Consider the following 24,507-nt stretch of genomic DNA (forward strand, 5'->3'; position numbering starts at 1 on the left):
TTTTTGGACAAAGGCTCGTATACATGGTAGTACAAACTGTAAAAATGATGAGGGGGAACGTGATCATGAGAAAGATCCAATCTTTGCGTACGGTATCGGCAGCAGCGCTGCTGAGTATTCCTATGGTATTGTCAGGCTGCGGCATGTTTGGAGCACAGTCTTCCGAAGCTGTTGATCCACCACCGCCCATTCAGGAAGCAGCCATGATTCAGGCAGCCGAAGGAAATGGTGCACTCGCAACGCTCCCATTAACGACGGTATATCTGCAAGACCAGCAGGGGCTGCTCGCTCCGGTATCCCTGACACTTCCTTCTGGAACAGACGCAAGCAGTCCAAAGACAGCACTGGATACACTTGTCACAGGCGGGGCCTATGCGGGTATGCTGCCTGAAGGATTCCAGGGCGTTCTCCCGCAGGGAACGGTTGTGCAGAATGTAACGATTCACGCGGATGACAAGCTGGCGGTTGTTGAGTTCTCGGGTAATTTTGCCAAGTATGATGCGAAGGAAGAACGGAAAATGCTAGAAGCTGTCACGTGGACATTGACGGGAACACCTGATGTGGAGAATGTGCAGATCTGGGTGGATGGCAAAAAGTTAACGCAAATGCCGGTAAACAGCACGCCGCTGCCTGAACCGCTGAATCGGGCTGTGGGAATCAATCTGGATCTGGGTGATACGTTTGTGACGAACAGCAGCCCGGTCACGGTCTATTTCTCCGCTGCTTCACCAGCAGGCATCCAATATTATGTTCCGGTGACACGTCTGGTTACACCTGGTGAAGATCGGGTGCAGGCAGCATTGAACGAACTCATCAAAGGACCTGACAAAGGTGGAGAACTGGAAGAGGTCATGACAGGCGGAACGGAGCTGCAATCGGTCAAAACGGCAGAGGATGGCACGGTCACGGTTGCCTTGAAAGATGATATGTTTGCCGAAGGGGATATCGTGCCAAGCGAGCTGTTACAGTCTGTCGTATTAACCACTGCGGAGAACACAGCAAGCAAGGATGCCAAAGTACAGATCGAATGGAACGGCCAAAAAACGGTCATGGGTGACGACAACAGGGATTACAGTGCGCCGGTTTCCAAGCCTGAATATATCAACGAAATTCCGATTTAATGAACGCAGAATGCTTAAGGATGCTTTTAACCGAACTCTTTGGTAAAATATAAGGGATTCGTAAAATACGTGTTCAAAAAGATCGGTTTTCAGGACCGAGAAGATGGGATGAAGCTAGAAATGGAGTAGCGGAGCGTAGGCAAACTACGTGAGCAACTACAATGTTTCCGAAGGAAACATACTTCGTAAGCTTATGCTTATTCGGCTGAATTCCATATTCGATGCTGATGATGCCTTAAGGCATTTTTCGTAATCAAAAGCGAGCTTTTTGAACAATCTCTAAAAGTGTGAATAAGTTCAACATTACAGGATGCTTAAGTCGTAGGAGGCAGAAAATATGAGATCAAACGGACGAACCAGCGAACAGCTGCGCCCGCTGAATTTAACAGTGAACATGAATAAATACGCCGAGGGTTCTGTACTGATTGAAGTTGGAGATACAAAGGTGATCTGTACAGCTACAGTGGAGGAACGTGTTCCTCCCTTTATGAAAGGGCAAGGAAAAGGCTGGGTAACAGCTGAATATTCCATGCTGCCACGTGCAACACATACCCGGAACCAACGTGAAGCCAATCGCGGCAAATTAACTGGACGCACCATGGAAATTCAGCGTCTGATTGGTCGGGCACTGCGCTCGGTAGTTAATCTGCAGGCTCTTGGTGAGCGTACGATTACCTTGGACTGTGATGTTATTCAAGCCGATGGAGGCACACGCACAACGTCCATTACCGGTGCGTTTGTAGCGCTGGCGCTTGCCGTGAACAAAATCTCCCAACAGCACAAACTGCAAGTGTTCCCAATTACGGATTTCATTGCCGCAGTAAGTGTGGGTGTTGTGGGTGAACAGCCTGTACTGGATCTGAACTATGATGAAGATTCCAAAGCCAAGGTGGACATGAACCTGGTGATGACAGGCGGCGGTAAATACGTCGAGCTTCAGGGAACAGGTGAGGAAGCACCATTTGATCGCCGTGAGCTGAACGCCATGTTGGAACTGGGCGAACAGGGAATTCTGGAAATGATCGAGCGTCAAAAAGAAGTGCTCGGACCGATTGCGCTCAAGATCGGCGCGCGTGGATTAGGGGAAGCCTAAGATGAGTTTGGACAGCCCAATCCTCATTGTTGCAACCCGTAATGCGGGTAAAGTCCGTGAATTCGCTCATGCTTTCGCACCGCTTGGCAAAGAGGTTAAGAGCATGTTTGACTACCCGGAGCTGCCGGATGTGGTAGAAGATGGCGTAACGTTTGCGGAGAATGCTTGGAAGAAAGCCAAGGCGGTTGGTGATGCGCTTGGATTGCCTGTTCTGGCAGACGATTCAGGACTTTGCGTAGACCTGTTGGATGGTGAGCCAGGGGTATATTCAGCGAGATATGCAGGCGAAGGAGCAACGGATGCACAGAATAATGCGAAGTTGCTGGAGACACTGGAATCGTTGAAATCCGGTGAGGACACCGAGCAGCCGCTACTAAGTCCGGCTCGTTTTGTCTGTGCGTTGGTACTGTACGATCCGACAACAGGTGATAAGTATGAATCGGAAGGCACTGCGGAAGGCTGGATCACGGCTCAAGCTGCAGGTGCTGGCGGTTTTGGATATGACCCACTCTTCTATGTACCTGAATACGAGATGACGATGGCAGAGCTGACGCTTGAGCAAAAACAGGCGATTAGCCACCGTGGTCATGCGCTGAGAGCGCTTGTATCCAGACTTGAAGGCTGAGACTAAACGAAACATCTTGATTTAACTTCATGATATGTGAACATCAAAGCGTTAATGGAAGGACAGAAGCATTCCGAAGGGATGGTTCATCCGCCATTAACGCTTTTTGTATGAAATGAAGTATTTGATCGGGTTAGGTGAAGGTCCATCCATATACCTAATTGAAGATAGCTATTTCTGCGATTACATATCAGAACGTATGTTCTTGTACCTACATGAGAAATGGTTTACATTGCACGATTGGGAATCTCATTGGGACTGGAGTTGGAAGAAGTTGCAAGCCTTGTGTGGTATGGGTTAACATTCAAACTAACGAATCACATATGAACCTTAAACGGAGGGATCTACTCATGCAAGAAGTGAAGCTTGTTGTATCTTACGATGATTATGAGGACGGCATTCGTATGGAAAAATTAATTAAGGAACTGGCAGCTAAACCGGAGGCTAGCTCATTGGAAAGTCTGGTCATCGGAGATTGGGGGCAGGCTTATGAAAATTCGCCTGATGAGTTTATTGGTACGCTCGTCGAGTCTGCTCCAAGCTTTCCGTCATTGAAGAAACTGTTTATTGGAGATATGGGATTCGAAGAATGTGAAGTATCGTGGATTATCCAGACAAATCTCACACCACTGTTAGGTGCTTTTCCAGAATTAAAATCATTCTCTGTAATGGGCAGTAGCGGCCTCAGTCTGGAACCACTACAGCATGCCAAGCTTGAAGAATTAATTATTATTTGTGGTGGTCTCCCGAAAGAAGTCTTATCTTCAATCACCCATGCCAAGTTGCCTGAATTGCGTAAACTGGAACTGTACCTGGGTGTGGATAATTATGGTTTCAATGGATCACTTGAAGATGTACTCCCGTTGTTAGAAAAAGGATTGTTTCCAAAGCTGGTTTACTTGGGTCTGAAAGACAGTGAAATTCAGGATGAGATTGCCAAAGCAGCAGCTGAAGCACCTATTCTGGATCAACTTGAAGTACTGGATCTATCGCAAGGAACGTTGTCCGATGAAGGGGCTAAGGCGTTGCTTGCCAGTGACAAGATCAAGAAACTGAAACATCTTGATCTAAGTTACCATTACATGACCAATGAAATGATCATTCGCTGGAACCAATTGGGTATATCTGTAGATGTTAGTGACCAGCAACAGAGTGATGAGGATGACTGGCGCTATCCATCGTTAACGGAATAGTTGATGTCAGGCGTAAAGGAAATGAATGAGAGTCTGCATCAACCAATAGATGTACCTGATCTAACGGAAGATCAGCCCTTTTTATTGATCGGAAACCCTGATAACCGACGAACACAAGGGCTGCAAGAGGCGAGGCATAGATTGGGTTTGAAACCTGCGGTTGTACTGCCATATGCTCAATTGCTCCAGAATTGGAGACACGGTCGAACCATCGCTGATACAGTAGATTCCAATCTGCCCGTACCCCTGATTCGTATTGATGCTCCTGGAGAGGATTGGGAAGTGGAACGTGAACTACTGTTCCTTGGAGCTATGAACGATTCATCAACATTAACGGGTGGAATGGGTACAGAAGCATTTTCCGCAGAACAGGCACTTGCGCTGGAACAGGAGTGGGGAAGGATTTACGCTCCTGCCCAGTGGTTTCGTGGTTGGAAAGCATGTCTGGATCGAATCGGCCGTGAGTCTCGGGAAATATGGCCTGAAGTCCGATTCATGAATGATCCCGCTGAGATCCAATTGATGTTTGACAAAAGAACATGCCAGCAGCATCTATCTTCACATGGAGTTGATGTACCTCCTGCGCTTCAATCTTCGCAGCCAATCCGCAATTATACGGACTTGCGTAGCTCAATGAAGGCTACCGAGATGCATCGTGTGTTTGTGAAGCTTGCGTACGGCTCCGGGGCTTCAGGAGTTGTTGCCTATCAAATCAATCCCCGAACGGGTGATGAAATCGCTGTAACAACGATGGGGATGGAACAGAGACAGGGCAAGAGGATTTTCTTCAATGAAGGACGTCTACGCAAGTATACCCGCAGTGAAGAGATTGCTACGCTGATGAACTGGTTATGTGCAGAAGGTGCACAGATTGAACGATGGATGCCCAAAGCCACGCTTGATCAACGGGCCTATGATATCCGCCAACTGGTTGCGGGTGGACAGGCAGGTCATGCGATTATGCGGCTGAGCCATACGCCAATTACCAATCTGCATCTGCGCAATGAACGTATGCTGCCTGCTGAAGCAGGGCTGGGTGAACAGCGGATGTCGCTGGTTCAGTCGGCAGCGCAAGCAGCCATGTCTGCATTTCCCAACTCGTGGTCAGCCGGGATTGATGTGATGCTTACTAGTGGTTCGAATCGGCGTGCCTATGTGCTGGATGTGAATCCATTTGGAGATCTGTTATACAGGGTTGAGCATCATGGCCTCGGAACCTATGAGTGGGAAATGGAACTTTTACGAAAGGAGGAGCCTATTCAACATGCCTGATATGAACACCATTGTGGGCTCCCATGATCTGTTAATGATTACGCTGGATACGTTACGCTATGACGTAGCCAAGCTGGAAGAGGAGAATTGTCCTAATCTGTGTGGTTCGGGTCCGTGGGAGAAACGTCATACCCCAGGCAGTTTTACATATGCGGCGCACCATGCTTTTTTTGGTGGTTTTATGCCGACTCCTGCCAATACAGATAAGGCATCTCATGTAAGGCTATTTCATTCCCGGAATACCGGACTCAAGACACATCCGCACACCTGGCTGTTTGATACACCGGATATCGTATCTGGGTTCGCAGCTGAAGGTTACCGTACCATCTGTATTGGCGGTGTCATCTTTTTTACGAAAAAAAACCCGCTTGCAAAAGTATTGCCTGGCTATTTCCAACAGAGCTACTGGCGAATGAACTTTGGGGTAACCAACCCCAAATCAACAGAGCATCAGGTACAGCATGCATTGAAGTTGCTTGAACAGACATCGCCGGATGAAAAGATATTTATGTTTTTGAACGTGTCTGCCATTCATGGACCCAATGGTTACTTTGTAGAAGGAGCCAAGGAGGACTCGGTGGAGACTCAGCGGGCTGCACTTCGATATGTAGATGAGGCTCTTGGACCATTGTTCGAGGCGATGAGGAAACGCGCCCGGCCTGCGTATTGCCTGGCTTTTTCCGATCATGGTACAGCTTACGGTGAAGACGGGTATCAAGGACACCGGCTTGCGCATGATGTCGTCTGGACGGTGCCTTACCGTGAATTTTTAGTATAGAATGTATTGATCTTATGAGGACAACAACCGGAGACAGGAGGGAACCGATGGAGAAACATATACAACATACAACAACAGGCCATTCCACACAGTCCGGATCCAATATTGCTACAAGTCTCAGTGAAGTACTGGCATTCCCTTATCGTTCTTACTTATACTCGTACCCGCACAAGACCGCCTATCGGGAGCTTGACCCACCACTGCCGTTAGGGCCACTGTGGGAACGAGAGAATACCGATACGTATTTTTTATATATGCACATTCCCTTTTGCGCTGCTCGTTGCGGATTCTGTAATCTGTTCACACTGCCGGATCGACGGGATGATACGCATGAACGCTATGTAGATGCACTAGAACGTCAGGCGAAGCAGTGGGCACTCATTACATCTCGAAGGCCGTATTCGAGGTTCGCGATTGGTGGAGGAACGCCTACGTTATTAAATGAGGTTCAGTTGAATCGTCTGTTTGATATTGCTGAACATGTGATGGGGCTGGACCCTGCGCAAGCATCGATATCGGTGGAAACGTCGCCGGATACCGTTACGGAAGCCAAGCTGGCCATCATGAAGGAACGAAGTGTGGATCGTATCAGTATGGGTATCCAGAGTTTTATCGAAGCTGAAGCATCTGCCATCTATCGTCCACAAAAACCGCAGGAGGTCGAACGAGCGCTTGAGAAGCTTACTCGGTATGATTTCCCGTTGTTGAATCTGGATCTGATCTATGGTCTGCCAGGACAAACGGTGGAATCGTGGATCTATTCATTGGAAAGAGTTCTGGCCTACGAACCAGGCGAAATCTTTATCTATCCCTTGTATACACGGGAAAATACAATCGTGAAGCCTGATGATATTCGCCGTCAGGGACCTGACATCCGGATGGAATTGTATAAAGCTGCACGTGAGACTTTAAAAAGTAAAGGTTATGTGCAATATTCGATGCGCAGATTTGCCAAAGAACAGTCGTCCTCCAAAGTGCTTCTGCCTTATAGCTGTCAGGAGGAGGGCATGGTTGGTCTGGGATGTGGCGCACGCTCTTATACGAGTGAAGTACATTATGCTTCCAAGTATGGCGTGAGTTACAAGGCCACACAAAGCATCATTGCCGATTATGTGGCGACCGAGCGCTACGATGTGGCGGATTATGGCATCGTGTTAAGCCGTGAGGAACAGAGACGGCGCTTTATTCTGAAAGCCTTGCTGCATCGGGAGGGATTGACGTTGTCTGACTACCAACAGCGCTTTGGTACCGATGTGATGTCCGACTATGTCTGGTTGGCTGAACTGTTGACAGAGGGCATGGCGGAGTTGGAGAGCGATGAGGGCAAGCAGGTGCTGCGTCTGACAGAAGAAGGACTGGGTTACTCCGATGCGATTGGAGATTGGCTTATATCTGCTGAAATTCGTGAACAGATGGAAGGGTTTGTTTTCTCATGAGAGCGACTTTGTATTATCGGGGGAAGTTGTCTTCCTGTAATTACGACTGTCCATACTGCCCTTTTAGCAAAACCGTGGATTCCAAAGAGACGTTGGAAGTGGATGAACAACAATTGCGGCAATTTGTAAATTGGGTCAGGGAGCAAGAGAGTGCCGGGCATCAATTTTCGATTTTCTTCAATCCCTACGGTGAAGCTTTGGTGCGCCGTTGGTACCGGGAAGCGATGGTTGAGCTGTCACATATGCCACATGTGGATAAAGTTGCAATTCAAACCAACCTGTCCGTCAAACTGGATTGGGCGAGGGAGCTGGATGCGAATAAAGCAGCCTTTTGGGCGACGTATCATCCTCGTGAGACAAAAGAGGCTTCTTTTGTAAAACAATGTCTGACCTTGCGTCAGATGGGACTTGCTTTTAGTGTCGGTACTGTCGGACTTCGTAGTGCTTTCCCCGCAATTGAGTCCATGAGACAGGCTTTGCCGGATGATGTGTATATGTGGGTAAATGCCTTCAAAGATCGGCCCAAGTATTACACACCGGAAGAGATTCAGTTTTTACGTGGGCTTGATCCGCTTTTTGAAGGTAATCTGCAGGATTATGAGAGCTTGGGCAAACGATGTGCTGCCGGTTCGGAAGTGTTTTATGTACAGGGGTCCGGGCATGTGAAGAGGTGTTACAAGGATCGTCGAATCATTGGACATCTATATCGCGATGGTTTGCAGGCTTTGTCTGAGGATCGGCCTTGTCGCATGAAAAAATGTGGCTGTTACATCGGTTATATCCATATGGAGGATTCCCCGTTCAGGGAAACGTTTGGCAGCGGGTTGCTTGAACGAAATCCGGCCATGATTCGTTGACCGGCATTTCATATTTAGCTATTCCACTGGGGAGCTAGAATATTGTTTATCCGTTTCTAAACCACATATCAGCGTAACTTCAAATGCATCTTTTAGTATAGGCAGGATCAGACCTTTGGTTTGGACTTGCCTTCTGGAAGGTGTTTTTTTGTTTTACCGGACCAGAGTTAGTGTTTGTGTTCTTTATTAAAAGGGCCTTGACAATTTTGAAAAATAATATTTTTAAGTTTATGATTCAAATTTTATATTTTATGGGTTAGTATGAATAGGAAAAAAGACCCTGTTATGAATAGTATTTGTACATATAATCGCGAATTATATTTTTAATTGGGTCTAAAGTCTCAATTTAATTGAAAGGAGGGTGGATGTAAGAAGTATCATGCACGTTATCTGAACTTTCGGGGGAGTACACATGAAAAAAATCTCAATTAGCCGTAAATTACTTATGGGTTTCTCATCTGTGCTGTTATTATTGGTGGCTATAACGGTTATAACATATACGCAGTTTATAGCCGTTGAGAAAACGTATACAGAATTAATTAATGATAGAACAAGCAAACTATTACTCATTAAAAATATGTCGATTGATCTTAAATCACAGCAGATTGCTTTGAGAAATTATATTCTGGAAGACAGTGCGGAGAACGAACAGGCATTTAATAAAGCTTATGAAGATTACATAGCATTAAATGAAGAATTAAAATCAACTGTTTCAAGTTCAAAGATGAAAGATTACCTTTCACGATCGGATGAAGCGATGAGCCAATATTATGAACTTGCGCAGCAGATTATGACATTGACAAGACAGGGGAATAACAGTGAAATCTCAAGATTACTGAAGGATACAGCCCCAAGTCTGATCTCTGAATTTGAAGGCATTGTGGAAGGTATGGAAACACATCAACAAGATGCCATGAACTCAGGCGTTGTGGAGGCTAATCTTCAGATTGTGCAGGTCCTTAGGTGGATTGCAATTATTGGAGTGGCTTCTCTTCTAATCGGGGCACTTGTGGCGTATGTCATTGGCAGAATGATATCCTTGCCTGTTGCTGCTGTTGCCCAATCCGCGAGCCGAATTGCAGACGGAGATCTGACTGGTGAGCCTATTGTGGTCCGTAACAAGGATGAGATTGGTGATCTCGCCCAAGCCTTTAACATCATGTCTGCAAATTTGCGTACACTCATTCATCAGGTAGGAGACAGTGCAGAACGGGTAGCTGCCTCTTCAGAGGAGTTGACGGCAAGCACCGAACAGACAGCAACCGCCACAGAGCAAGTGGCCATCACAATGGGTGAGATTGCAACAGGTATGGATACACAGGTTCGAATGGCGAGTGATGGATTCCAGACGATGAATGAGTTAACGACAGGCTTTCAGCAAGTTACGGAGAACACACTCCATATGTCTGAAGAAGCTACCAAAGTCTCCGTAAAAACAATATCGGGTAGCGAGTCAGTTCAGTCTGCGATAGGTCAAATGAATTCTATACAAGGGACGGTGTCGAATCTGTCGGTCGTGATCCAGGAACTGAGCAGACACTCTCAGGATATTGTGAAAATGGTGGACAGCATCTCGGAAATATCAGCACAGACGAATCTCCTATCCCTTAATGCTGCTATTGAGGCTGCACGAGCTGGCGAACAGGGAAGAGGGTTTCAGGTTGTTGCTACAGAGGTGCGGAAGCTGTCTGAGCAGTCTGCGCTTTCTGCTAATCAAATTGTTCCATTGGTGGCATCGATTGAGAAGGGAATGCGAAATGCTGCTGAATCTATGGTGGTTGTATCCGCAGAGGTTCAAGAGGGGATTACACTTGTTCACCAGGCGGGAGCCACATTTGAAGAAATTCGTGAGGCGGTTGGGGGCGTAGCGGGGCAAACACAGGAAGTCTCTGCTTCAATTGAGCAAATGTCAACAGGGGTAGAACAGATTAATAGGTCTATGAAAACAATCATGGAAGTGACCGAAACGGAGGCCGCTGGAACAGAAGAAGTGAGTGCATCTTCAGAGGAGCAGTTGTCTGCGATGCAGGAGATTGCTTCCGCAGCCAATGATCTCTCCTTGATGGCAGAACAGTTGCAACAGACCGTCAGTCGTTTCAAAGTGCAATAAATCGAACTGAGTGGAATGTGGATGAAGAACGAGCGCATACGTACAGAGATTCTTATAAAAAAGTAATAAAAGGGTGTCCGAACACAGTAGTTACTGTTTGGGCACCCTTAAATAATTCATCATGCTGAATCAATGCATAACTTGATCTTAACGAATAGCGACTTTATATGTCCGCAACCAGGTATTGATCTGAGTCAGATAAGCAAATAACTGGGGACCCGACATTAACTGTCCAAACCAGGGGAGATTGGAAGCTGCATCTGGTGAAGACGCAAGGTTCCGGATCTGAGTTTTGTCGATCAAAGGCAAAATCGGCGAAGTGGGATCATCCAGGATATCAAGTACCTGCTGTTTGACCGCGGCCAGATATTGCGGATTATGTGTTTTTGGGTACGGACTCTTTTTGCGATATAACACATCGTCAGGCAGGACACCTTCGAGTGCTTTACGCAGAATACCTTTTTCCCGTCCACCCGTTATTTTCATTTCCCAAGGGATGTTAAACACATACTGGATCAGACGATGGTCACAGTAAGGTACCCGCACTTCCAGTCCTGCCCCCATGCTCATCCGGTCTTTGCGATCCAGAAGTGTAGGCATGAAACGTGTAATGTTCAGGTAGGACATCACCCGCATTTGTGCAGCTTTACCCGTTTCCCCGTCCAACAGAGGCACTTCAGCCACTGCATCCGAATAGCGGTCTGACAAATAATCGAGTGGCCGAATCCATTCCCGAATATCCGGGGATAACAACGCTGCTCGCATATCAGGCGCTACAGACCACGGAAACGTACCGGAGTTCAGCATATCTTCTCGATGAAACCAGGGGTAACCGCCAAACACTTCATCCGCTGCTTCGCCTGAAATGGCAACCGTGGCTCCTTTTTTGATTTCTTTACAGAACAAATAGAGCGAGGAGTCTACATCCGCCATACCTGGCAGATCCCTTACTAGCATGGCCTGTGTCAGTGCATGAACCAGTTCTCCGTTCTCAATCTCAATCCAGTGATGGTCGGTCTTGAGTTCATCCACCATTCGCTTAATCCAGGGACCATCTGCACCCGGCTGAAAGGAATGCGCCTGAAAATGCTTGGCGTTATCCACATAATCGACCGAATACGTACTGACTTGGCCTTGCCCAGTCCGGTTGTAATAATCTACGGCTAATGCAGACAAGGCACTGGAGTCCAGTCCTCCTGATAAAAGAGAGCATACCGGAACATCCGAAGCCAACTGGCGCTCCAGTGTATCTTGCAAGAGAGTTCGCACCTCGGCTGCCGTCTCTTCCAGGTTATGTTCGTGATTCTGGCTTTCCAGTTTCCAGTAGGCATAGGTTCGGATCCCGTTTCGGTTGTAGATCAACGCGTGCGCAGGCTTGAGTTCGCTCAGTGAAGAGTATACGCCGTGTCCTGGTGTCCGTGCAGGCCCTACGATAAACACTTCGGCCAATCCTTCCGGGCCAACAGCCGCTTCCACATCCGGGTGAATAAGCAGAGCTTTGGGCTCAGAGCCAAATACGAGTGTGTCTTTGGCATTACTGTAGAACAAAGGTTTCACGCCGAGGCGATCTCGTGCGATAAAAACCTGTTCGCGTCCCCCATCCCATATGGCAAAAGCAAAAATACCGTTAAACCGGTCAACACATGCCGGTCCCCACTCAATATAAGAGGCGAGCAACACTTCCGTATCACATTGCGTGCGGAACTGATGCCCTCGCTGGAGTAATTCCTTTTTCAACTCGGGTGCATTGTATAGTTCTCCGTTATACACGACGGTATAGGAGGTATCTCCCTGTAACGCATGCATGGGCTGTGCGCCGTTCTCGGGGTCCATTACACTAAGACGCCGATGTCCAAAGGCACAAGGATTGGAGATCCATGTACCTGAAGCGTCGGGCCCCCGGTTCGACAAGCTATCCGTCATACGGACCAGCAGCTCTGATTCCTGGGTCAAATCCCGATTCCACTGTATGAAGCCGGTAATACCGCACATGGTTTGTTCATCCTTTCTTGGTCGAGTCATTCATCCGTATGGCTGCTTAGTTACTGGCAACCAGCAAATGTTGTCTTTTTAGTCAGAGGTCGTAACAAATATATGCCGAAAGCAGGCATAAAATGTCTGTCCTCTTCGGAAACTAGTTCTAGGGACAACGGCCTCAACATGCCTGTGAAGGAGAGAACATGCAATGGACAGTATGAAGTATTATGTGTCTGTCATGGGCCGCTCCGTTATTCCGGATCCGTCGGTAACATCATATGAATGGATCATTCAGGCAACGCCGCAGGAAGCGGAGCAATTACTGGGACTGCTGAGCCTCATGCAGGAAAAGGAGGAAGAGGCCTTTCCTGGCATGGTATTCCCATGGCCAGATACACCGGAGGAGTCCGTAAACCGAGCGTATGAAACGGTATTACAACAGGTGTATCGGGAAATTTACCGATTGGGCACACCAGAGACACGATACCAGATTGAACAAAGTACATGATAAGCACAAAGGAAAAGGAGCGCGATGACGAATGTATGCCATTCAAGATGCCAAAATACGCAGATTAACCGAGGTAGATGGATTGTCCTGTGCAGAGGTTGAAGTGCAGCCTGGAAATGCCGGAGATCCGTCGTTACTTGTATACGTGGCCTCAACACAGCCCGGAAATTCGCTGGAAGTCGTTCGAATTGTACGCAATCACTCCGATTCGGCGATCGACTGGTATAACAATAATATGCATACCGCGTTTGAAGAGGCGACAGATACCGCATTTGAGAACAGCGAAGGTATGACAGTCGAAGAAGATAAAGCTAGGTTTCAAAGTGAGTTGTTTGCCTTTGGTTTGCTTGGTCCAACACTTCAGCGTTATCTAATCGGGCAGGCTTAACAGGTAACGCTCCAGCAACACATGTGGCGATAGTGGGATAGAATTTAATGTCGAGCATACGTAAACAGTGACCTGTTGCTGGTTGCTGTGACAACATCTGTAACTGGAAAAACCCGCCGTTGTTGAACGGCGGGTTTTGTTATGCGATGGTCAGATCAGGTGGAGATGTGATCAAGCATACTCGCGCAGTACTTGAATCCCTTTAACCACATTGTACACAAAGCTTAATCCGTAAATCACAAAGAATAGAATGACAAACCCAACGGCGGAACCCAGACTATGCGCAGTTACGAAGAAATAAAATAACGGAATGGCAGCGAGAAAGGGGAATACATGTGAGAATAAGGCACGTTTTGCATGTCCCTCAATGTAATCATCCTTGGCAACAATCCATATAATGATCGGAAACAGGAACGGAGCAAAGAAAATACTAAAGTAGGATAGGGCTGATAAAAGTTGTCTCATGACGATTCTCTCCTTCAATGGATCATTGAATGTATGTATGCAAAAGATTACCCAGCAATTCTGACATTGAAAATGTCTGATGTTAATCTTACTCTAAATGTCCCAATCTCCTCAATATAACCTGGTTCAAGCTATCATATTCTCAAAGGGGCTGGAGTATGAGAGTAACACCGAAAAGTACATGTTTGAGCCCGCATTTAAGTATAATTATTAATTTTTTTATAAAACTATTGAAAAATATAGAAATCAGAGTATAATAAGAACCGCGCCGAAAATTTATTATACATATTTGTCTCAGTAGCTCAGCTGGATAGAGCAACGCCCTTCTAAGGCGTCGGTCGGGGGTTCGAATCCCTCCTGGGACGTAAAAAGAAAACTTCCTTCGGGAAGTTTTTTTGCGTTCAGGGGAAGAGAACCACCAATGGTTCGTCGGAGCATCCCCTTCGTTAGCGCTACTTCGCAGTCTCGACTGCAAGGAGAGTATCCCTCCTGGGACGTAAAAAGAAAACTTCCTTCGGGAAGTTTTTTTGCGTTCAGAGGAAGAGAACCCCCAATGGTTCGTCGGAGCATCTGCTTCGTTAGCACTACATCGCAGTCTCGACTGGAAAGGGAGTATTCCTCCTGGGGCGTATTAAAAAGAAACTTCCTTCGGGAGTTTTTTTTCGTTCAGAGGAAGTCTTCTATTGGTTATACCTATAAATAATATAGAATTTATATATTTAAAGAATAAACAATTCTATGCCACAATGAGGATATCAATAATGAAAGCGACGGTGGTATCCATGAAATCATTAAATCAATGGCAAGCAGATGAGTATGACAACAAACTGGCTTTTGTGTCCGGATACGGCAAAAACCTGATCTCTTGGCTTCAACCCCAAAAAGGGGAATACATTCTTGATCTGGGGTGCGGGACGGGGGATTTGACGTATGAAATTTCTCTGGCCGAAGCTGAAGTTATCGGCATGGATGCATCGACGGATATGATTCGCCATGCGAGGGAGAAATTCCCTGAACTTGAGTTTGTGGAAGGAGACGGTCATCAGTTTGAGACAAATAGACTTTATGATGCCGTCTTCTCCAATGCAGCCCTGCACTGGATGCGAAGCCCGCGATTAGTAGTCGATAGTATATGGAAATCTTTGAAGACCGGAGGGCGTTTTGTCGCAGAATTTGGTGGTAAAGGGAATGTGCAGACCATTGTGAATGCATTAGAGCAGGTTATGGAGCGAAACACGGGCATTCGTGCATCGGAACGCAATCCTTGGTATTTTCCTTCGATCGGAGAATATAGCCATATTTTAGAGCAACGTGGTTTTGTGGTGCGTCATGCCTATCACTATGACCGTCCTACCAGACTGGCAGATGGTGAGCAGGGTATAGTAGGCTGGTTGGCTCATTTTGGAGGCGACTATTTTGCAGGTCTCAGTCATGAAGAGATACAACAAATATGCCATGAAACCAGTCAGATCGTGATGCCTCACCTTTGGAAAGATGATGCTCTGTATGCCGATTACAAGCGTCTGCGTATTGAAGCCGTGAAGCCAGAATAAAGTGGAATCTTGTGAAATGTAGCAATTTTTATAGATGTTAGACGAATTATGGTGATCCTTTGTATACCAACCACGCTTCCCCTATACACCAGGAATCTCTTTCGGATAAAGAGGCTCTTGGTTTTTTTGATGCATTATTTTAAAAATGAAATATTCAAACGACAAATAATTACAAATGGATATTTTTATCATACTCAAGACCCATATAAGTAATTTCTATATCATAATTGTAAGTATTTAGAAGGAAAATGTGGTATTTTGATAGAATAATTTACCAAGGGTCAATCTCTCTTGCAGATAGGCGGTGAAATTGGAGTGCGTATTGCAGTACGAACTAACAGCAGGAACCCATCATTTGGTGACGTATTCACATTTAAAAGGAGGGGCTAAGTCTTGAGTAAACGATTGATATCCACGTTATTAAGTGTTCTGATGGTCTTTTCCATTATTCTCCCCGCGGCTGGAGCCGCTCCCGCAGATTCAGTTATTCAGCTTGAGAACTTACCAAGTACAGCCGAAGCCAAACAATGGAGAGAGATTCTTGCAGGACGGGAATCAAAACTTGCCGCAGATCCATTTTTGGATAAAAGCTTGAAAGGTCTGGGTGGAGAGAACACCCGAGTGATCGTTGAGCTTTCCAATAAACCTGTTGCAGTAGCGCAAGGTGAATCAACCCTCTCCGGAAAATCTTTTACCTCCTCTATGGAAACAAAGGCTGTGACTCAAGTTGAGCAACAACAACAGTCATTTGTACATAGCCTCACTCAGAAGAAAATCAAACATGAAGTATTGGAAGAATATGCATATGCCCTGAATGGTGTAGCGATTGAGCTTAAAGGAAACCAGGTGGGACAATTGCTTCAAATACCTGGCGTGGTCAGCGTATATCCAGACCTTGAAATTACAATAGCGCCCGAGACAGATGAAGTGAACCCGTACATGAAAGACACAGCTCCTTTTATTGGTGCACCTGAAGTATGGGATCTGGGTTACAAAGGAAATGGCATTAAAGTCGGCGTCATTGATACAGGTATTGACTATGAACATCCTAATTTGCAAGAAGCCTACAAAGGTGGATGGGATTTTGTTGGAAACGACAATGATCCGTATGAAACAACATATCAAGAATGGAAAGGATCGGGCGAGCCTGAGCTTAACGAGCTTGGAAGCCCCTATTACACATCTCACGGTACACACGTAGCGGGTACCGTTGCTGCTCGCGAAGCGGGGGACTACGGTATTGTTGGTGTTGCTCCTGAAGCAGATATCTATGCTTACCGTGTACTTGGACCGTATGGTAGTGGTCAAACCTCATGGGTACTCGGCGGGATTGATCGTTCTGTTCAAGATGGCATGGACGTAATCAATCTCTCGTTGGGTAACGCCGCCAACGACCCAAGTTATATTACTTCAGTTGCCCTGAACAATGCGATGTTGTCTGGTGTGACAGCGGTTGTAGCAAGTGGTAACAGCGGACCTAACCGTTATACACTCGGTTCTCCGGGTGCGTCTGCAATGGCCATTACGGTAGGTAACTCTACAGGACCTAGCCAGGTGATTACAGCTGATACTCACTTCTGGATTGGTGAGGAAGGCGAAGAGACACAACCTGAACAACAACCGGTGCCAGAGGTTGAACAATCTCCTGAACTGGGGACGGCACCTGGAACAGAAGCACCAGAAGTTTCAGAGCAAGGTGTACCCGTAACTGCTGATGAGGAAAGTGCAGCAGCTGTGGAGGACGCGGTTTCCGACGAAGCTGAAGTTCCGAATGTAGAAGAAGCTACAACAGAAGAAAATACTCCATCTGTATCACCTTCTGCACCCGTTGAAGCTTCTCCTGAAGCTGCCCCTGTGGAAGAAGAGTCTGTAATTGCTCCGACTGAAGCTCCACTGGCTATTACAGAGTCGGTTTACCGTCTGGATCTGATGGGATGGAGCCTGTCAGCAGACCCTGAAACTGTTTTGACAGGGAAATATGAGCTTGAATATGCAGCACTGGGTAAGCCAACTGATTTTGAAGGTAAGGATTTTACAGGTAAAGTGGTATTAATACAGCGTGGTGAAATCGCATTTGTAGAGAAAATCGCCAATGCTAAAGCGGCCGGAGCCTTGGCTGTTATTGTATATAACAACATTCCTGGCCCAATCGGTGTAAGTCTGGGCGATAACTTTGAACTCATTCCAACACTGAGCATGTCCAAGGAAGATGGAGATGTGATCAAGGCTGAGCTGGACGCAGGCCAAGCCGTTGAAGTGAGCTTTAGTGATTTTGAACGTTCCCAAACTCCGGGCGATGAAATGAATTCATCCAGTTCGCGTGGACCTGCAAAGGTAACACTGGACATCAAACCGGATATTGTTGCACCAGGTACAAGCATTTTGTCTACGATTCCTGCCTACGGCAAGGATGAGCCAGACGCAGATTACGCACAAGCTTATGATCGTAAATCAGGTACAAGTATGGCTACACCTCATGTAGCAGGTTTGATTGCGCTTCTGATCGAGAAGCATCCGGAATGGACACCATTTGATATCAAAGTTGCACTGATGAACAATAGTAAGGTGCTGGATACAACCAAGTTTGATGTATTTGATCAAGGTGCTGGCCGTATTCAGGCTGTGAATACCATTGATCCTGCGGCTTTTGTCAAAGTGCTTGATGTAACTCAATACACAGAAAGTGGCTCTGTTGTTGAAAAGGAGAATATCACGGGAAGTATCAACTACGGTAATTTCCTGAGCACAGATGAAAAGACGATTACCAAAACGATTAAAGTTGAAGCGCTGAATGGTAGTGGTGGGGATTACACCGTAAATGTGAATCCAACTCGTAATGTCGCTGGTGTATCCGTTGCCGTGGACAAGAGTTCCTTCACATTGAATGGTGAGGAAGAACTTGCAGTAACAATCACCGTTCCACGAGGGGTTACTGCAACTACAGAAGCACAAGGATACATTGAGTTCTCAAACGGAACCAATACTTTTACTGTGCCATATGTTGCTCATTTCAACGTTACGTTGAGTGGAGTTAAGTATATTGAAACCGTAAAAGGCACTGAGAAAAATCCATTCCACTATCCATTGAAGGCTGATGGTACGTTGGATACCCTTAATGTAGCGATGGAATTCTATAATCCGATGACATTTGCCCTGATTGAGATCTATGATGGTCTTAATCCGGAAGGTGGATATTATCAAGATGGTTATATTGGCTCCATCTTTGGTAACTATTTCAACTTCAATGCCAATGCAAGATACAATCTTGCTTGGGACGGCTCCTATGCAGATTACACAACCGATGAAGTGACTGAGATTCCGGATGGTTTATATACGGTAGACATCACTACTATTGGTACAGACGGCAAAACCTATAAGGAAGACACTTCGCCATTTTTGGTGAAAAAGACAGCTCCGGCTGTAACTGCACCAGAAGCGTTGGAGTTCAAAGAGGATGAGTCTGTTGTCCTTAACGGTAGCGTGGAAGACTTGTACTTCCGTGTAGCTCCTGCGCTTGCCAGCGGCTGGGACATCACGTTTGATCCGGCCGCTTCCCTGGAAGCAACGTATGTTGTGAAAAAAGAGGATGGTTCGGTTTATAAAGAAGGAGTCTTTGAAGTACAAGCTGATGGCAGCTTCAGCCTTCCTTTGGAGGGGATTGTAGCGGGTGAGTATGCTGTTGAACTTACGGTAAAAGACCAACAGGGGCTTTCGGGTACAGCCAATACGGCACTGAAATTGGAAGCCGTGGAGACCGAACCTGAAACTCCGGCAACCAAGGCCCCAGGTACGCCTGTATTGTCTCACAATAACTGGGTAGGCAACGGCTTACCAGAGGGCGCGTATATCGTTACAATGAACCTGTGGTGGGGCGAGAACGCAACTAGCTACAAGTTATATGAGGACGGGGTTTTGGTAGATACGCAGAAGTTGACTTACAACGCGCCTTGGGCGCAGTTTGCTCAGACGAAGATCACGGGCAAAGCCAATGGCACGTATACGTACGTGGCTGAGCTGACCAACGACAAGGGAACAACGCGTAGTCAGACGTTGACTGTTCGGGTTACCAACGCAACGCCAGGCAAAGCGGTTATTTCTCACGATAACTGGGATGGCGATGGCCATTATAAGGTGACCATGAACCTGTGGTGGGGGACCAACGCTACAGAGTATCGTCTCTATGAAAATGATAAGTTGATCGATACGCAAGAACTCCGTTCGGCTACACCTTATGCACAAAGTGCTGTGACTACACTGTCCGGGAAAACATCGGGCACGTATACGTATCGGGCAGAGTTAATTAACGCAGGCGGTGTTACCAGCACAGACACGATTAAGGTAAAAGTGAAGTAAGTTCATTCCTCATTGAAATTGATTAAAATGGATTCAATTAATGAAGGAATTGTTCTATGCATAAACGGCCTCCATCCTGATTTGCAGGATGGAGGCCGTTTTGTTTTTTTATAAATGAATTGTATGGCTAACCGATCATTCTATTTTTGCTGGCCTGAATCCCTGCGATTAACAAAGCGATGGCCAGAATGACCTGTATTAGCAACGGCAGGGTCCATCCTTTTGTCCAGTCATGAAGCATACCGAACAGTAAAGGTCCAACTGCCGCTAGCATATATCCGAAGGACTGGGCCATACCGGACAGGCTGGCAGCTTGTCTGGCATCTTTTGTGCGAAGGACGAAGAACATCGTTACCATTCCAAATGAAGCTCCAGCGCCTATTCCTGCCAACGTGACACCGATGGTAACGAGCGAAGCGATACCACTTAACAATAAAGCATACCCGACAATTAAAGAAGAGCACGTTATCGCGGTTAGAACACGCTGATCTCGCGTTCGGCCGGCGAGGATTGGAACGATAAAGGTAGCCGGTACACTAACCATCTGCATTAGGGATAGCATCCACCCTGCTGAGGTGGGGCTGAATCCTTGCTCAGCAAGAATTTCGGGAAGCCAGGTAATCGTTGTATAGAATATTAGAGATTGCAGACCCATAAATAAAGTAATGAACCAGGCCAGGGAAGAGGTCCGTAGACGTACAGGCGTCCCTTCACTCTGTGTGGCTATGAATAACATTCGCTGACGTCCTGCGGCGATCTGGGGGAGCCACAAGAGAAGTGCCAATATGGACAACAAGGCCCACATGCCTAACGAAGCACGCCAACCCATAGATGTGGCTCCTGCTACGGGCACACTCACACCTGAGGCGATGGCGCCAAATATGTTCATGGATACAGAGTATAATCCGGTGACGATACCTACCCGTAATGGGAAATCACGTTTGATCAAACTTGGCAAAAGCACGTTGCTTAATGCAATGCCGCACCCCAAAATTGCGGTTCCTACATATAAGGATAGAACGGAAGGCAACAAGCGTAAGGCAACCCCAACGGTTACAATCATAACAGCCAATAGCAGAGCAGATTCGAGTCCTAAACGTTTGGCAAGACGTGGTGCAAAAGGAGAGACTGCTGCAAAGGCGAGCAAAGGAAGTGAGGTCAGAAGCCCGACCATCGTATGGCCGATACCTGTATCTGAGCGGATCATCTCCACTACAGGTCCGGTTGCTGTAATCGGTGACCTCATGGTAGCGGCGATAACGATAATGCCTGCTAATAACAGGCCGAATCTTTTGGATGTCGAAGAATGTTCTTCCTCAGTATGGATAGATGAGTGTTGCTGTATTGAAGATGACATTGATAAAATCTCCTGTTTTCTAAGAAGTTAATATGTATGGATTGTTACATAATCCACTCCGTAAGCATAACATTCTATGTCAATATTGAGCAATGAAATGAAAAAACACCCAATGGATCGTGGGTGCCTTGACTAGCCTGTGAATTCTAACGAATCCACGAGGTCTTATAATGGGTAAAACTGCTATTTTCAGATTCTAACGAAACTCAGCGACGTTAATCAGGCTATGAAGTGCGAATAAGTGAGTTAATACCCCAGAATTGGTGAGATAAGCTCTCTAAGATTCGTTAGAATTCCATGATGCTGAATTTGGAGCAAATAAAGTGTCCTATGTTCGTAAGAACATCGATACTTTCAACGTGTTGCTTATAGAGTGAGCGAATGCGGACGCTCCAATGCAGCGACATAGAGCATGTAACGAAGCGAATGCTCCGACAAACGGTTGGGGTTATCATCCCTAGAACGCAAAAAAAGCTTCCCGAAGGAAGCTTCTTTTAATACGTCCCAGGAGGGATTCGAACCCCCGACCGACGCCTTAGAAGGGCGTTGCTCTATCCAGCTGAGCTACTGAGACATGAATTTTTTTCAAGCAAAATTGATTTTATCATATGCAAACAGGAATATCAAGCATTTTATTTTAAACTATTTTTCGTATATGATATTTGGCGGCAGTAACGTTTTTTTCATTATATTTAAGGTTATGTTAGAATATCAGGAGAACTCAGAAAATAGATCAACAATCGTTTTAATATATACATCTATTTATGTTGATTCCGACTGGAGATTCAGGATATAGAGGAGGTGCTCCCATTAAGGAATCCACGACCCCGGAAACCGAGCATAACAACAATATTGTGCTGTTTCCTAAGACGCTGGACTATTACCAGATTCAATTGACAGTTATGCTTGAAAATGAACGGTATGGTGAAGCGATGAAATTGCTTCACTTTTTGCTGCAATGTCAGGGACAGGAAGAGCGCCACTATGATGAATGGCGGGCTCTGCTCGAATGGCTTCAGGCTGCGTTTCCTCAATATGAAGAAACCTCGCCTGCCGTTCTTGAAGAACGAGAAGAGGAAGAAGAGATTAGTGAGGAAGACATGGCACGGCAGCATGCCCGAATGAAGCTTGAACAGGATGATGGCTATGCTGATAAGATGCTTCGCACAGTAATGGAAGAGCCGCTGTCTGAACAGACGATGCTGGCTTTGGAGCAGCTGGCCTATCTTGATCTACCGAAGATTGACGAGGCACTTACCAGTTGGTTAAAAGATAAGTCGCTTCACCCTCTGCTTCAATTTCGGGTGCTGCAAACCTTGCGTCGACGAGGTGTTCAAGGTATGATCCTGTTTACGAGAGGCGAAGAGCAGGTTGAAGTCGAGATCGACACCGTGCCTCTTAGACCAGAGGAATTCCCGCTCCAAATCGTTCAGATTCTGGAACGAGTGGCAGATCAGACGGAGGTTCATGAACCTACGCTCTTTTATTTTGCCCAGGAACTGTGGATACAATATGTCATGGCGGTGTATGGAACCCGTGATTATGTATCGATGCTGGAAGAAAATGATTCCATGACAGATATATGGGCAGCAGCTCTACATATGACCGTTGCAGACAGTCTGGGTGGTTCTCATGATGAGGAAAATACCCGCTCAATGTATGCTGTGACAGGCGCGATGCGCTTTCGACTGGAGCAGGCTTATCGTTCCATGAAACAATTTGTATCTGCCGGTTTGGATGGTTAATCGAGGCCGGAAACGTTTTCCTTAAACCGTATCAAGGGATTCCCCTTGAAAAAGAATCTAATCTTGTTTATACTAAAATGGTTATTTTGTACGTGATTGCCTACGTGAACATGTGAATTTTGGAGGGGAAAGTATACAATGAAAGCAACTTGGGAAAAGATAGAGAAGAACCTTGGGGTTCTTGAGGTTGAAGTGGATGCAGATCGTGTAACTGCAGCACTCGACAAAGCTTTTAATAAAGTGGTTAAACAAGCAAACGTACCTGGATTCCGTAAAGGTAAAGTACCACGTTCCATTTTCGAAGCACGTTTTGGTGTAGAGAGCCTTTATCAAGAAGCAATCGACATTTTGCTTCCTGAAGCTTATACAGAAGCAATCGACCAAACGGATATCTTCCCGGTTGATCGTCCTGACGTAGATGTTGAACAATTTGCTAAAGGACAAACATTCAAGTTCAAAGCAAAAGTAACTGTGAAACCTGAAGTTACCCTGGGTGACTACAAAGGAATCGAAGTTGCTGTAGCAAAAGGCGAAGTAACTGACGCAGAAGTGGCTGAAGAACTTGAGCGTCTTCAACAACGTCACGCTGAACTCGTTGTAATCGACGAAGGTTCCGCTGCTAACGGCGACGTTGCAGTAATCGACTTCGACGGTTCCGTTGATGGTGTACCTTTCGAAGGTGGACAAGCTGAGCGTTATTCCCTCGAACTGGGTTCCAACACATTCATTCCTGGATTTGAAGAACAAGTTGTGGGTCTGTCCACAGGTGACTTCAAAGACGTAGAAGTGACTTTCCCAGAGAGCTACCATGCAGCAGAACTTGCTGGCAAACAAGCGGTATTCAAAGTGAAAATTCACGAAATCAAACGCAAACAGCTTCCTGCATTGGATGATGAGTTTGCTAAAGATGTTAGCGAATTCGACACACTGGAAGAGTACAAAGCTGACCTGAAAACACAATTGGAATCCCGTAAAGCTGACGAAGCCAAAGCTGCACAAGAAAATGCAGTTGTAGAAAAAGTGGCTGAGAACGCTGAAGTGGACATTCCAGCTGCAATGGTTGACAGCGAAGTACAAAACATGATGCGTGATTTCGATAACCGTTTGCGTAACCAAGGTATGAACCTTGAAATGTTCCTGAGCTTCTCTGGCCAGACTCAAGCTGACCTGAGAGGACAAATGCAAGAAGATGCTTCCAAACGTGTTCGCAACAACCTGGTGCTTGAAGCTGTAGGTAAAGCGGAAAACATTGAAGTATCTGACGAAGAAGTGAATCAAGAACTCGAGAAAATGGCTGAATCTTACAAGCGTCCTGCTGATGAGATCCGTGGCATCCTCGAAGGTAATGGTTCCCTGGACAGCCTTCGCGATGAAGTGAAACTGCGTAAAACGATTGACGTTCTTGTTGAGAACAGCACAGTTGTTGAACCGGTTGAAGCTCCAGCTGAAGAAGTTGTTGCAGAAGCTGACGAAAAATAAGACAAGCTGTTATCAACTTGTCAGTTGAATAAACGATAAGGCACGTGAATTATTGCGTGCCTTATTTTTAAATTATTACATCCATTTTATAGAAAATGAAGTAATTATATGGATGAACACTAATTTTATTGATCCACGTACACTTTTTACATACCTATGTACTTCATGCAAATAAAAAACGGCAAGACGGCATAGGA

At 46.2% G+C, this 24,507-nt stretch carries 18 protein-coding genes and 2 tRNA genes; 16 read left to right on the plus strand and 4 right to left on the minus strand.

The genetic code is table 11. The features are described from left to right. The first annotated feature begins 65 nt into the window (after nucleotides 1–65). The 9 genes from QF041_RS26935 to QF041_RS26975 all read left to right on the plus strand — a co-directional run bounded on the left by QF041_RS26935 (nucleotide 66) and on the right by QF041_RS26975 (nucleotide 10,485). On the plus strand, nucleotides 66–1,121 hold the full coding sequence (locus tag QF041_RS26935; protein ID WP_091037631.1) for a GerMN domain-containing protein: 1,056 nt from the start codon (nucleotides 66–68) through the stop codon (nucleotides 1,119–1,121). Between the two features lie 337 nt (nucleotides 1,122–1,458). Further along, a complete protein-coding gene (rph, locus tag QF041_RS26940; RefSeq protein ID WP_307416313.1) occupies nucleotides 1,459–2,214 on the plus strand; it encodes a ribonuclease PH in 756 nt (251 codons plus the stop codon). Nucleotide 2,215: 1 nt separating this feature from the next. Beyond that, on the plus strand, nucleotides 2,216–2,839 hold the full coding sequence (locus tag QF041_RS26945; protein ID WP_017692573.1) for an XTP/dITP diphosphatase: 624 nt from the start codon (nucleotides 2,216–2,218) through the stop codon (nucleotides 2,837–2,839). Between the two features lie 350 nt (nucleotides 2,840–3,189). Continuing rightward, a complete protein-coding gene (locus QF041_RS26950; protein WP_307416314.1) occupies nucleotides 3,190–4,032 on the plus strand; it encodes an STM4015 family protein in 843 nt (280 codons plus the stop codon). A gap of 21 nt (nucleotides 4,033–4,053) precedes the next feature. Beyond that, nucleotides 4,054–5,304, plus strand: coding sequence for an STM4014 family protein (locus QF041_RS26955; protein ID WP_307416315.1), 1,251 nt, complete (start codon nucleotides 4,054–4,056; stop codon nucleotides 5,302–5,304). Next, the gene (locus QF041_RS26960; protein ID WP_307416316.1) at nucleotides 5,297–6,082 is read left to right on the plus strand and encodes an STM4013/SEN3800 family hydrolase; all 786 of its coding nucleotides are present in this window, start codon (nucleotides 5,297–5,299) and stop codon (nucleotides 6,080–6,082) included. The genes QF041_RS26955 and QF041_RS26960 overlap by 8 nt, the downstream gene beginning before the upstream one ends. 47 nt (nucleotides 6,083–6,129) lie before the next feature. After that, nucleotides 6,130–7,518, plus strand: coding sequence for an STM4012 family radical SAM protein (locus tag QF041_RS26965; RefSeq protein ID WP_307416317.1), 1,389 nt, complete (start codon nucleotides 6,130–6,132; stop codon nucleotides 7,516–7,518). After that, nucleotides 7,515–8,375: an STM4011 family radical SAM protein gene (locus tag QF041_RS26970; protein ID WP_307416318.1), complete on the plus strand. Its 861-nt coding sequence runs from the start codon at nucleotides 7,515–7,517 to the stop codon at nucleotides 8,373–8,375. The genes QF041_RS26965 and QF041_RS26970 overlap by 4 nt, the downstream gene beginning before the upstream one ends. A gap of 412 nt (nucleotides 8,376–8,787) precedes the next feature. After that, complete coding sequence (locus QF041_RS26975; protein WP_307416319.1) at nucleotides 8,788–10,485, plus strand: methyl-accepting chemotaxis protein; 1,698 nt, start codon at nucleotides 8,788–8,790, stop codon at nucleotides 10,483–10,485. A gap of 147 nt (nucleotides 10,486–10,632) precedes the next feature. On the opposite strand, the gene asnB is transcribed toward QF041_RS26975, so the two are convergent. Beyond that, nucleotides 10,633–12,477, minus strand: a complete 1,845-nt coding sequence (asnB, locus tag QF041_RS26980) for an asparagine synthase (glutamine-hydrolyzing) (protein WP_307417061.1) — start codon at nucleotides 12,475–12,477, stop codon at nucleotides 10,633–10,635. Nucleotides 12,478–12,670: 193 nt separating this feature from the next. Between asnB and QF041_RS26985 the strand changes: the two genes are divergently transcribed. Both QF041_RS26985 and QF041_RS26990 read left to right on the plus strand, forming a co-directional pair. Continuing rightward, nucleotides 12,671–12,970, plus strand: a complete 300-nt coding sequence (locus QF041_RS26985) for a hypothetical protein (RefSeq protein ID WP_017692581.1) — start codon at nucleotides 12,671–12,673, stop codon at nucleotides 12,968–12,970. Between the two features lie 31 nt (nucleotides 12,971–13,001). Next, on the plus strand, nucleotides 13,002–13,358 hold the full coding sequence (locus QF041_RS26990) for a hypothetical protein (RefSeq protein WP_076211283.1): 357 nt from the start codon (nucleotides 13,002–13,004) through the stop codon (nucleotides 13,356–13,358). Between the two features lie 171 nt (nucleotides 13,359–13,529). Here the strand turns inward: QF041_RS26990 and QF041_RS26995 are convergent, their stop codons facing one another. Next, nucleotides 13,530–13,823 (minus strand): magnetosome magnetite crystal formation protein family, encoded by a 294-nt coding sequence (locus QF041_RS26995; RefSeq protein WP_017692583.1) that lies wholly within the window; start codon nucleotides 13,821–13,823, stop codon nucleotides 13,530–13,532. A gap of 291 nt (nucleotides 13,824–14,114) precedes the next feature. Here QF041_RS26995 and QF041_RS27000 point away from each other — a divergent pair. From QF041_RS27000 to QF041_RS27010, 3 genes are all read left to right on the plus strand, one after another. Beyond that, a tRNA-Arg gene (locus QF041_RS27000) sits at nucleotides 14,115–14,188 on the plus strand. Between the two features lie 417 nt (nucleotides 14,189–14,605). Continuing rightward, on the plus strand, nucleotides 14,606–15,376 hold the full coding sequence (locus QF041_RS27005; RefSeq protein ID WP_307417062.1) for a class I SAM-dependent methyltransferase: 771 nt from the start codon (nucleotides 14,606–14,608) through the stop codon (nucleotides 15,374–15,376). Between the two features lie 393 nt (nucleotides 15,377–15,769). Beyond that, complete coding sequence (locus tag QF041_RS27010) at nucleotides 15,770–19,729, plus strand: S8 family serine peptidase (RefSeq protein ID WP_307416320.1); 3,960 nt, start codon at nucleotides 15,770–15,772, stop codon at nucleotides 19,727–19,729. 127 nt (nucleotides 19,730–19,856) lie between these two features. Here QF041_RS27010 and QF041_RS27015 read toward each other — a convergent pair whose 3' ends face one another. Continuing rightward, the gene (locus tag QF041_RS27015) at nucleotides 19,857–21,086 is read right to left on the minus strand and encodes a CynX/NimT family MFS transporter (RefSeq protein WP_307416321.1); all 1,230 of its coding nucleotides are present in this window, start codon (nucleotides 21,084–21,086) and stop codon (nucleotides 19,857–19,859) included. 500 nt (nucleotides 21,087–21,586) lie between these two features. Further along, nucleotides 21,587–21,660 (minus strand) — tRNA-Arg (locus tag QF041_RS27020). Nucleotides 21,661–21,895: 235 nt separating this feature from the next. Here QF041_RS27020 and QF041_RS27025 point away from each other — a divergent pair. Further along, entirely contained in the window at nucleotides 21,896–22,831 is a 936-nt protein-coding gene (locus QF041_RS27025) for a hypothetical protein (protein WP_174806500.1), read from the plus strand. A gap of 138 nt (nucleotides 22,832–22,969) precedes the next feature. Next, nucleotides 22,970–24,310 (plus strand): trigger factor, encoded by a 1,341-nt coding sequence (tig, locus tag QF041_RS27030; RefSeq protein ID WP_307416322.1) that lies wholly within the window; start codon nucleotides 22,970–22,972, stop codon nucleotides 24,308–24,310. Nucleotides 24,311–24,507: the final 197 nt, after the last annotated feature.

This window comes from Paenibacillus sp. W2I17, from assembly GCF_030815985.1.
In the GTDB taxonomy this organism is placed as follows: domain Bacteria; phylum Bacillota; class Bacilli; order Paenibacillales; family Paenibacillaceae; genus Paenibacillus.

Excerpts from the sequence above, each read along its gene's own strand:
- QF041_RS26955 (WP_307416315.1), top strand. The coding sequence starts at position 4,054 with ATGAATGAGAGTCTGCATCAACCAATAGATGTACCTGATCTAACGGAA.
- asnB (WP_307417061.1), bottom strand. The coding sequence starts at position 12,477 with ATGTGCGGTATTACCGGCTTCATACAGTGGAATCGGGATTTGACCCAG.
- QF041_RS26950 (WP_307416314.1), top strand. The coding sequence starts at position 3,190 with ATGCAAGAAGTGAAGCTTGTTGTATCTTACGATGATTATGAGGACGGC.
- QF041_RS27015 (WP_307416321.1), bottom strand. The coding sequence starts at position 21,086 with ATGTCATCTTCAATACAGCAACACTCATCTATCCATACTGAGGAAGAA.
- QF041_RS27005 (WP_307417062.1), top strand. The coding sequence starts at position 14,606 with ATGAAATCATTAAATCAATGGCAAGCAGATGAGTATGACAACAAACTG.
- QF041_RS26985 (WP_017692581.1), top strand. The coding sequence starts at position 12,671 with ATGGACAGTATGAAGTATTATGTGTCTGTCATGGGCCGCTCCGTTATT.
- rph (WP_307416313.1), top strand. The coding sequence starts at position 1,459 with ATGAGATCAAACGGACGAACCAGCGAACAGCTGCGCCCGCTGAATTTA.
- QF041_RS26965 (WP_307416317.1), top strand. The coding sequence starts at position 6,130 with ATGGAGAAACATATACAACATACAACAACAGGCCATTCCACACAGTCC.
- QF041_RS26995 (WP_017692583.1), bottom strand. The coding sequence starts at position 13,823 with ATGAGACAACTTTTATCAGCCCTATCCTACTTTAGTATTTTCTTTGCT.
- tig (WP_307416322.1), top strand. The coding sequence starts at position 22,970 with ATGAAAGCAACTTGGGAAAAGATAGAGAAGAACCTTGGGGTTCTTGAG.
- QF041_RS26960 (WP_307416316.1), top strand. The coding sequence starts at position 5,297 with ATGCCTGATATGAACACCATTGTGGGCTCCCATGATCTGTTAATGATT.
- QF041_RS26975 (WP_307416319.1), top strand. The coding sequence starts at position 8,788 with ATGAAAAAAATCTCAATTAGCCGTAAATTACTTATGGGTTTCTCATCT.
- QF041_RS26935 (WP_091037631.1), top strand. The coding sequence starts at position 66 with ATGAGAAAGATCCAATCTTTGCGTACGGTATCGGCAGCAGCGCTGCTG.
- QF041_RS26970 (WP_307416318.1), top strand. The coding sequence starts at position 7,515 with ATGAGAGCGACTTTGTATTATCGGGGGAAGTTGTCTTCCTGTAATTAC.
- QF041_RS26945 (WP_017692573.1), top strand. The coding sequence starts at position 2,216 with ATGAGTTTGGACAGCCCAATCCTCATTGTTGCAACCCGTAATGCGGGT.
- QF041_RS26990 (WP_076211283.1), top strand. The coding sequence starts at position 13,002 with ATGTATGCCATTCAAGATGCCAAAATACGCAGATTAACCGAGGTAGAT.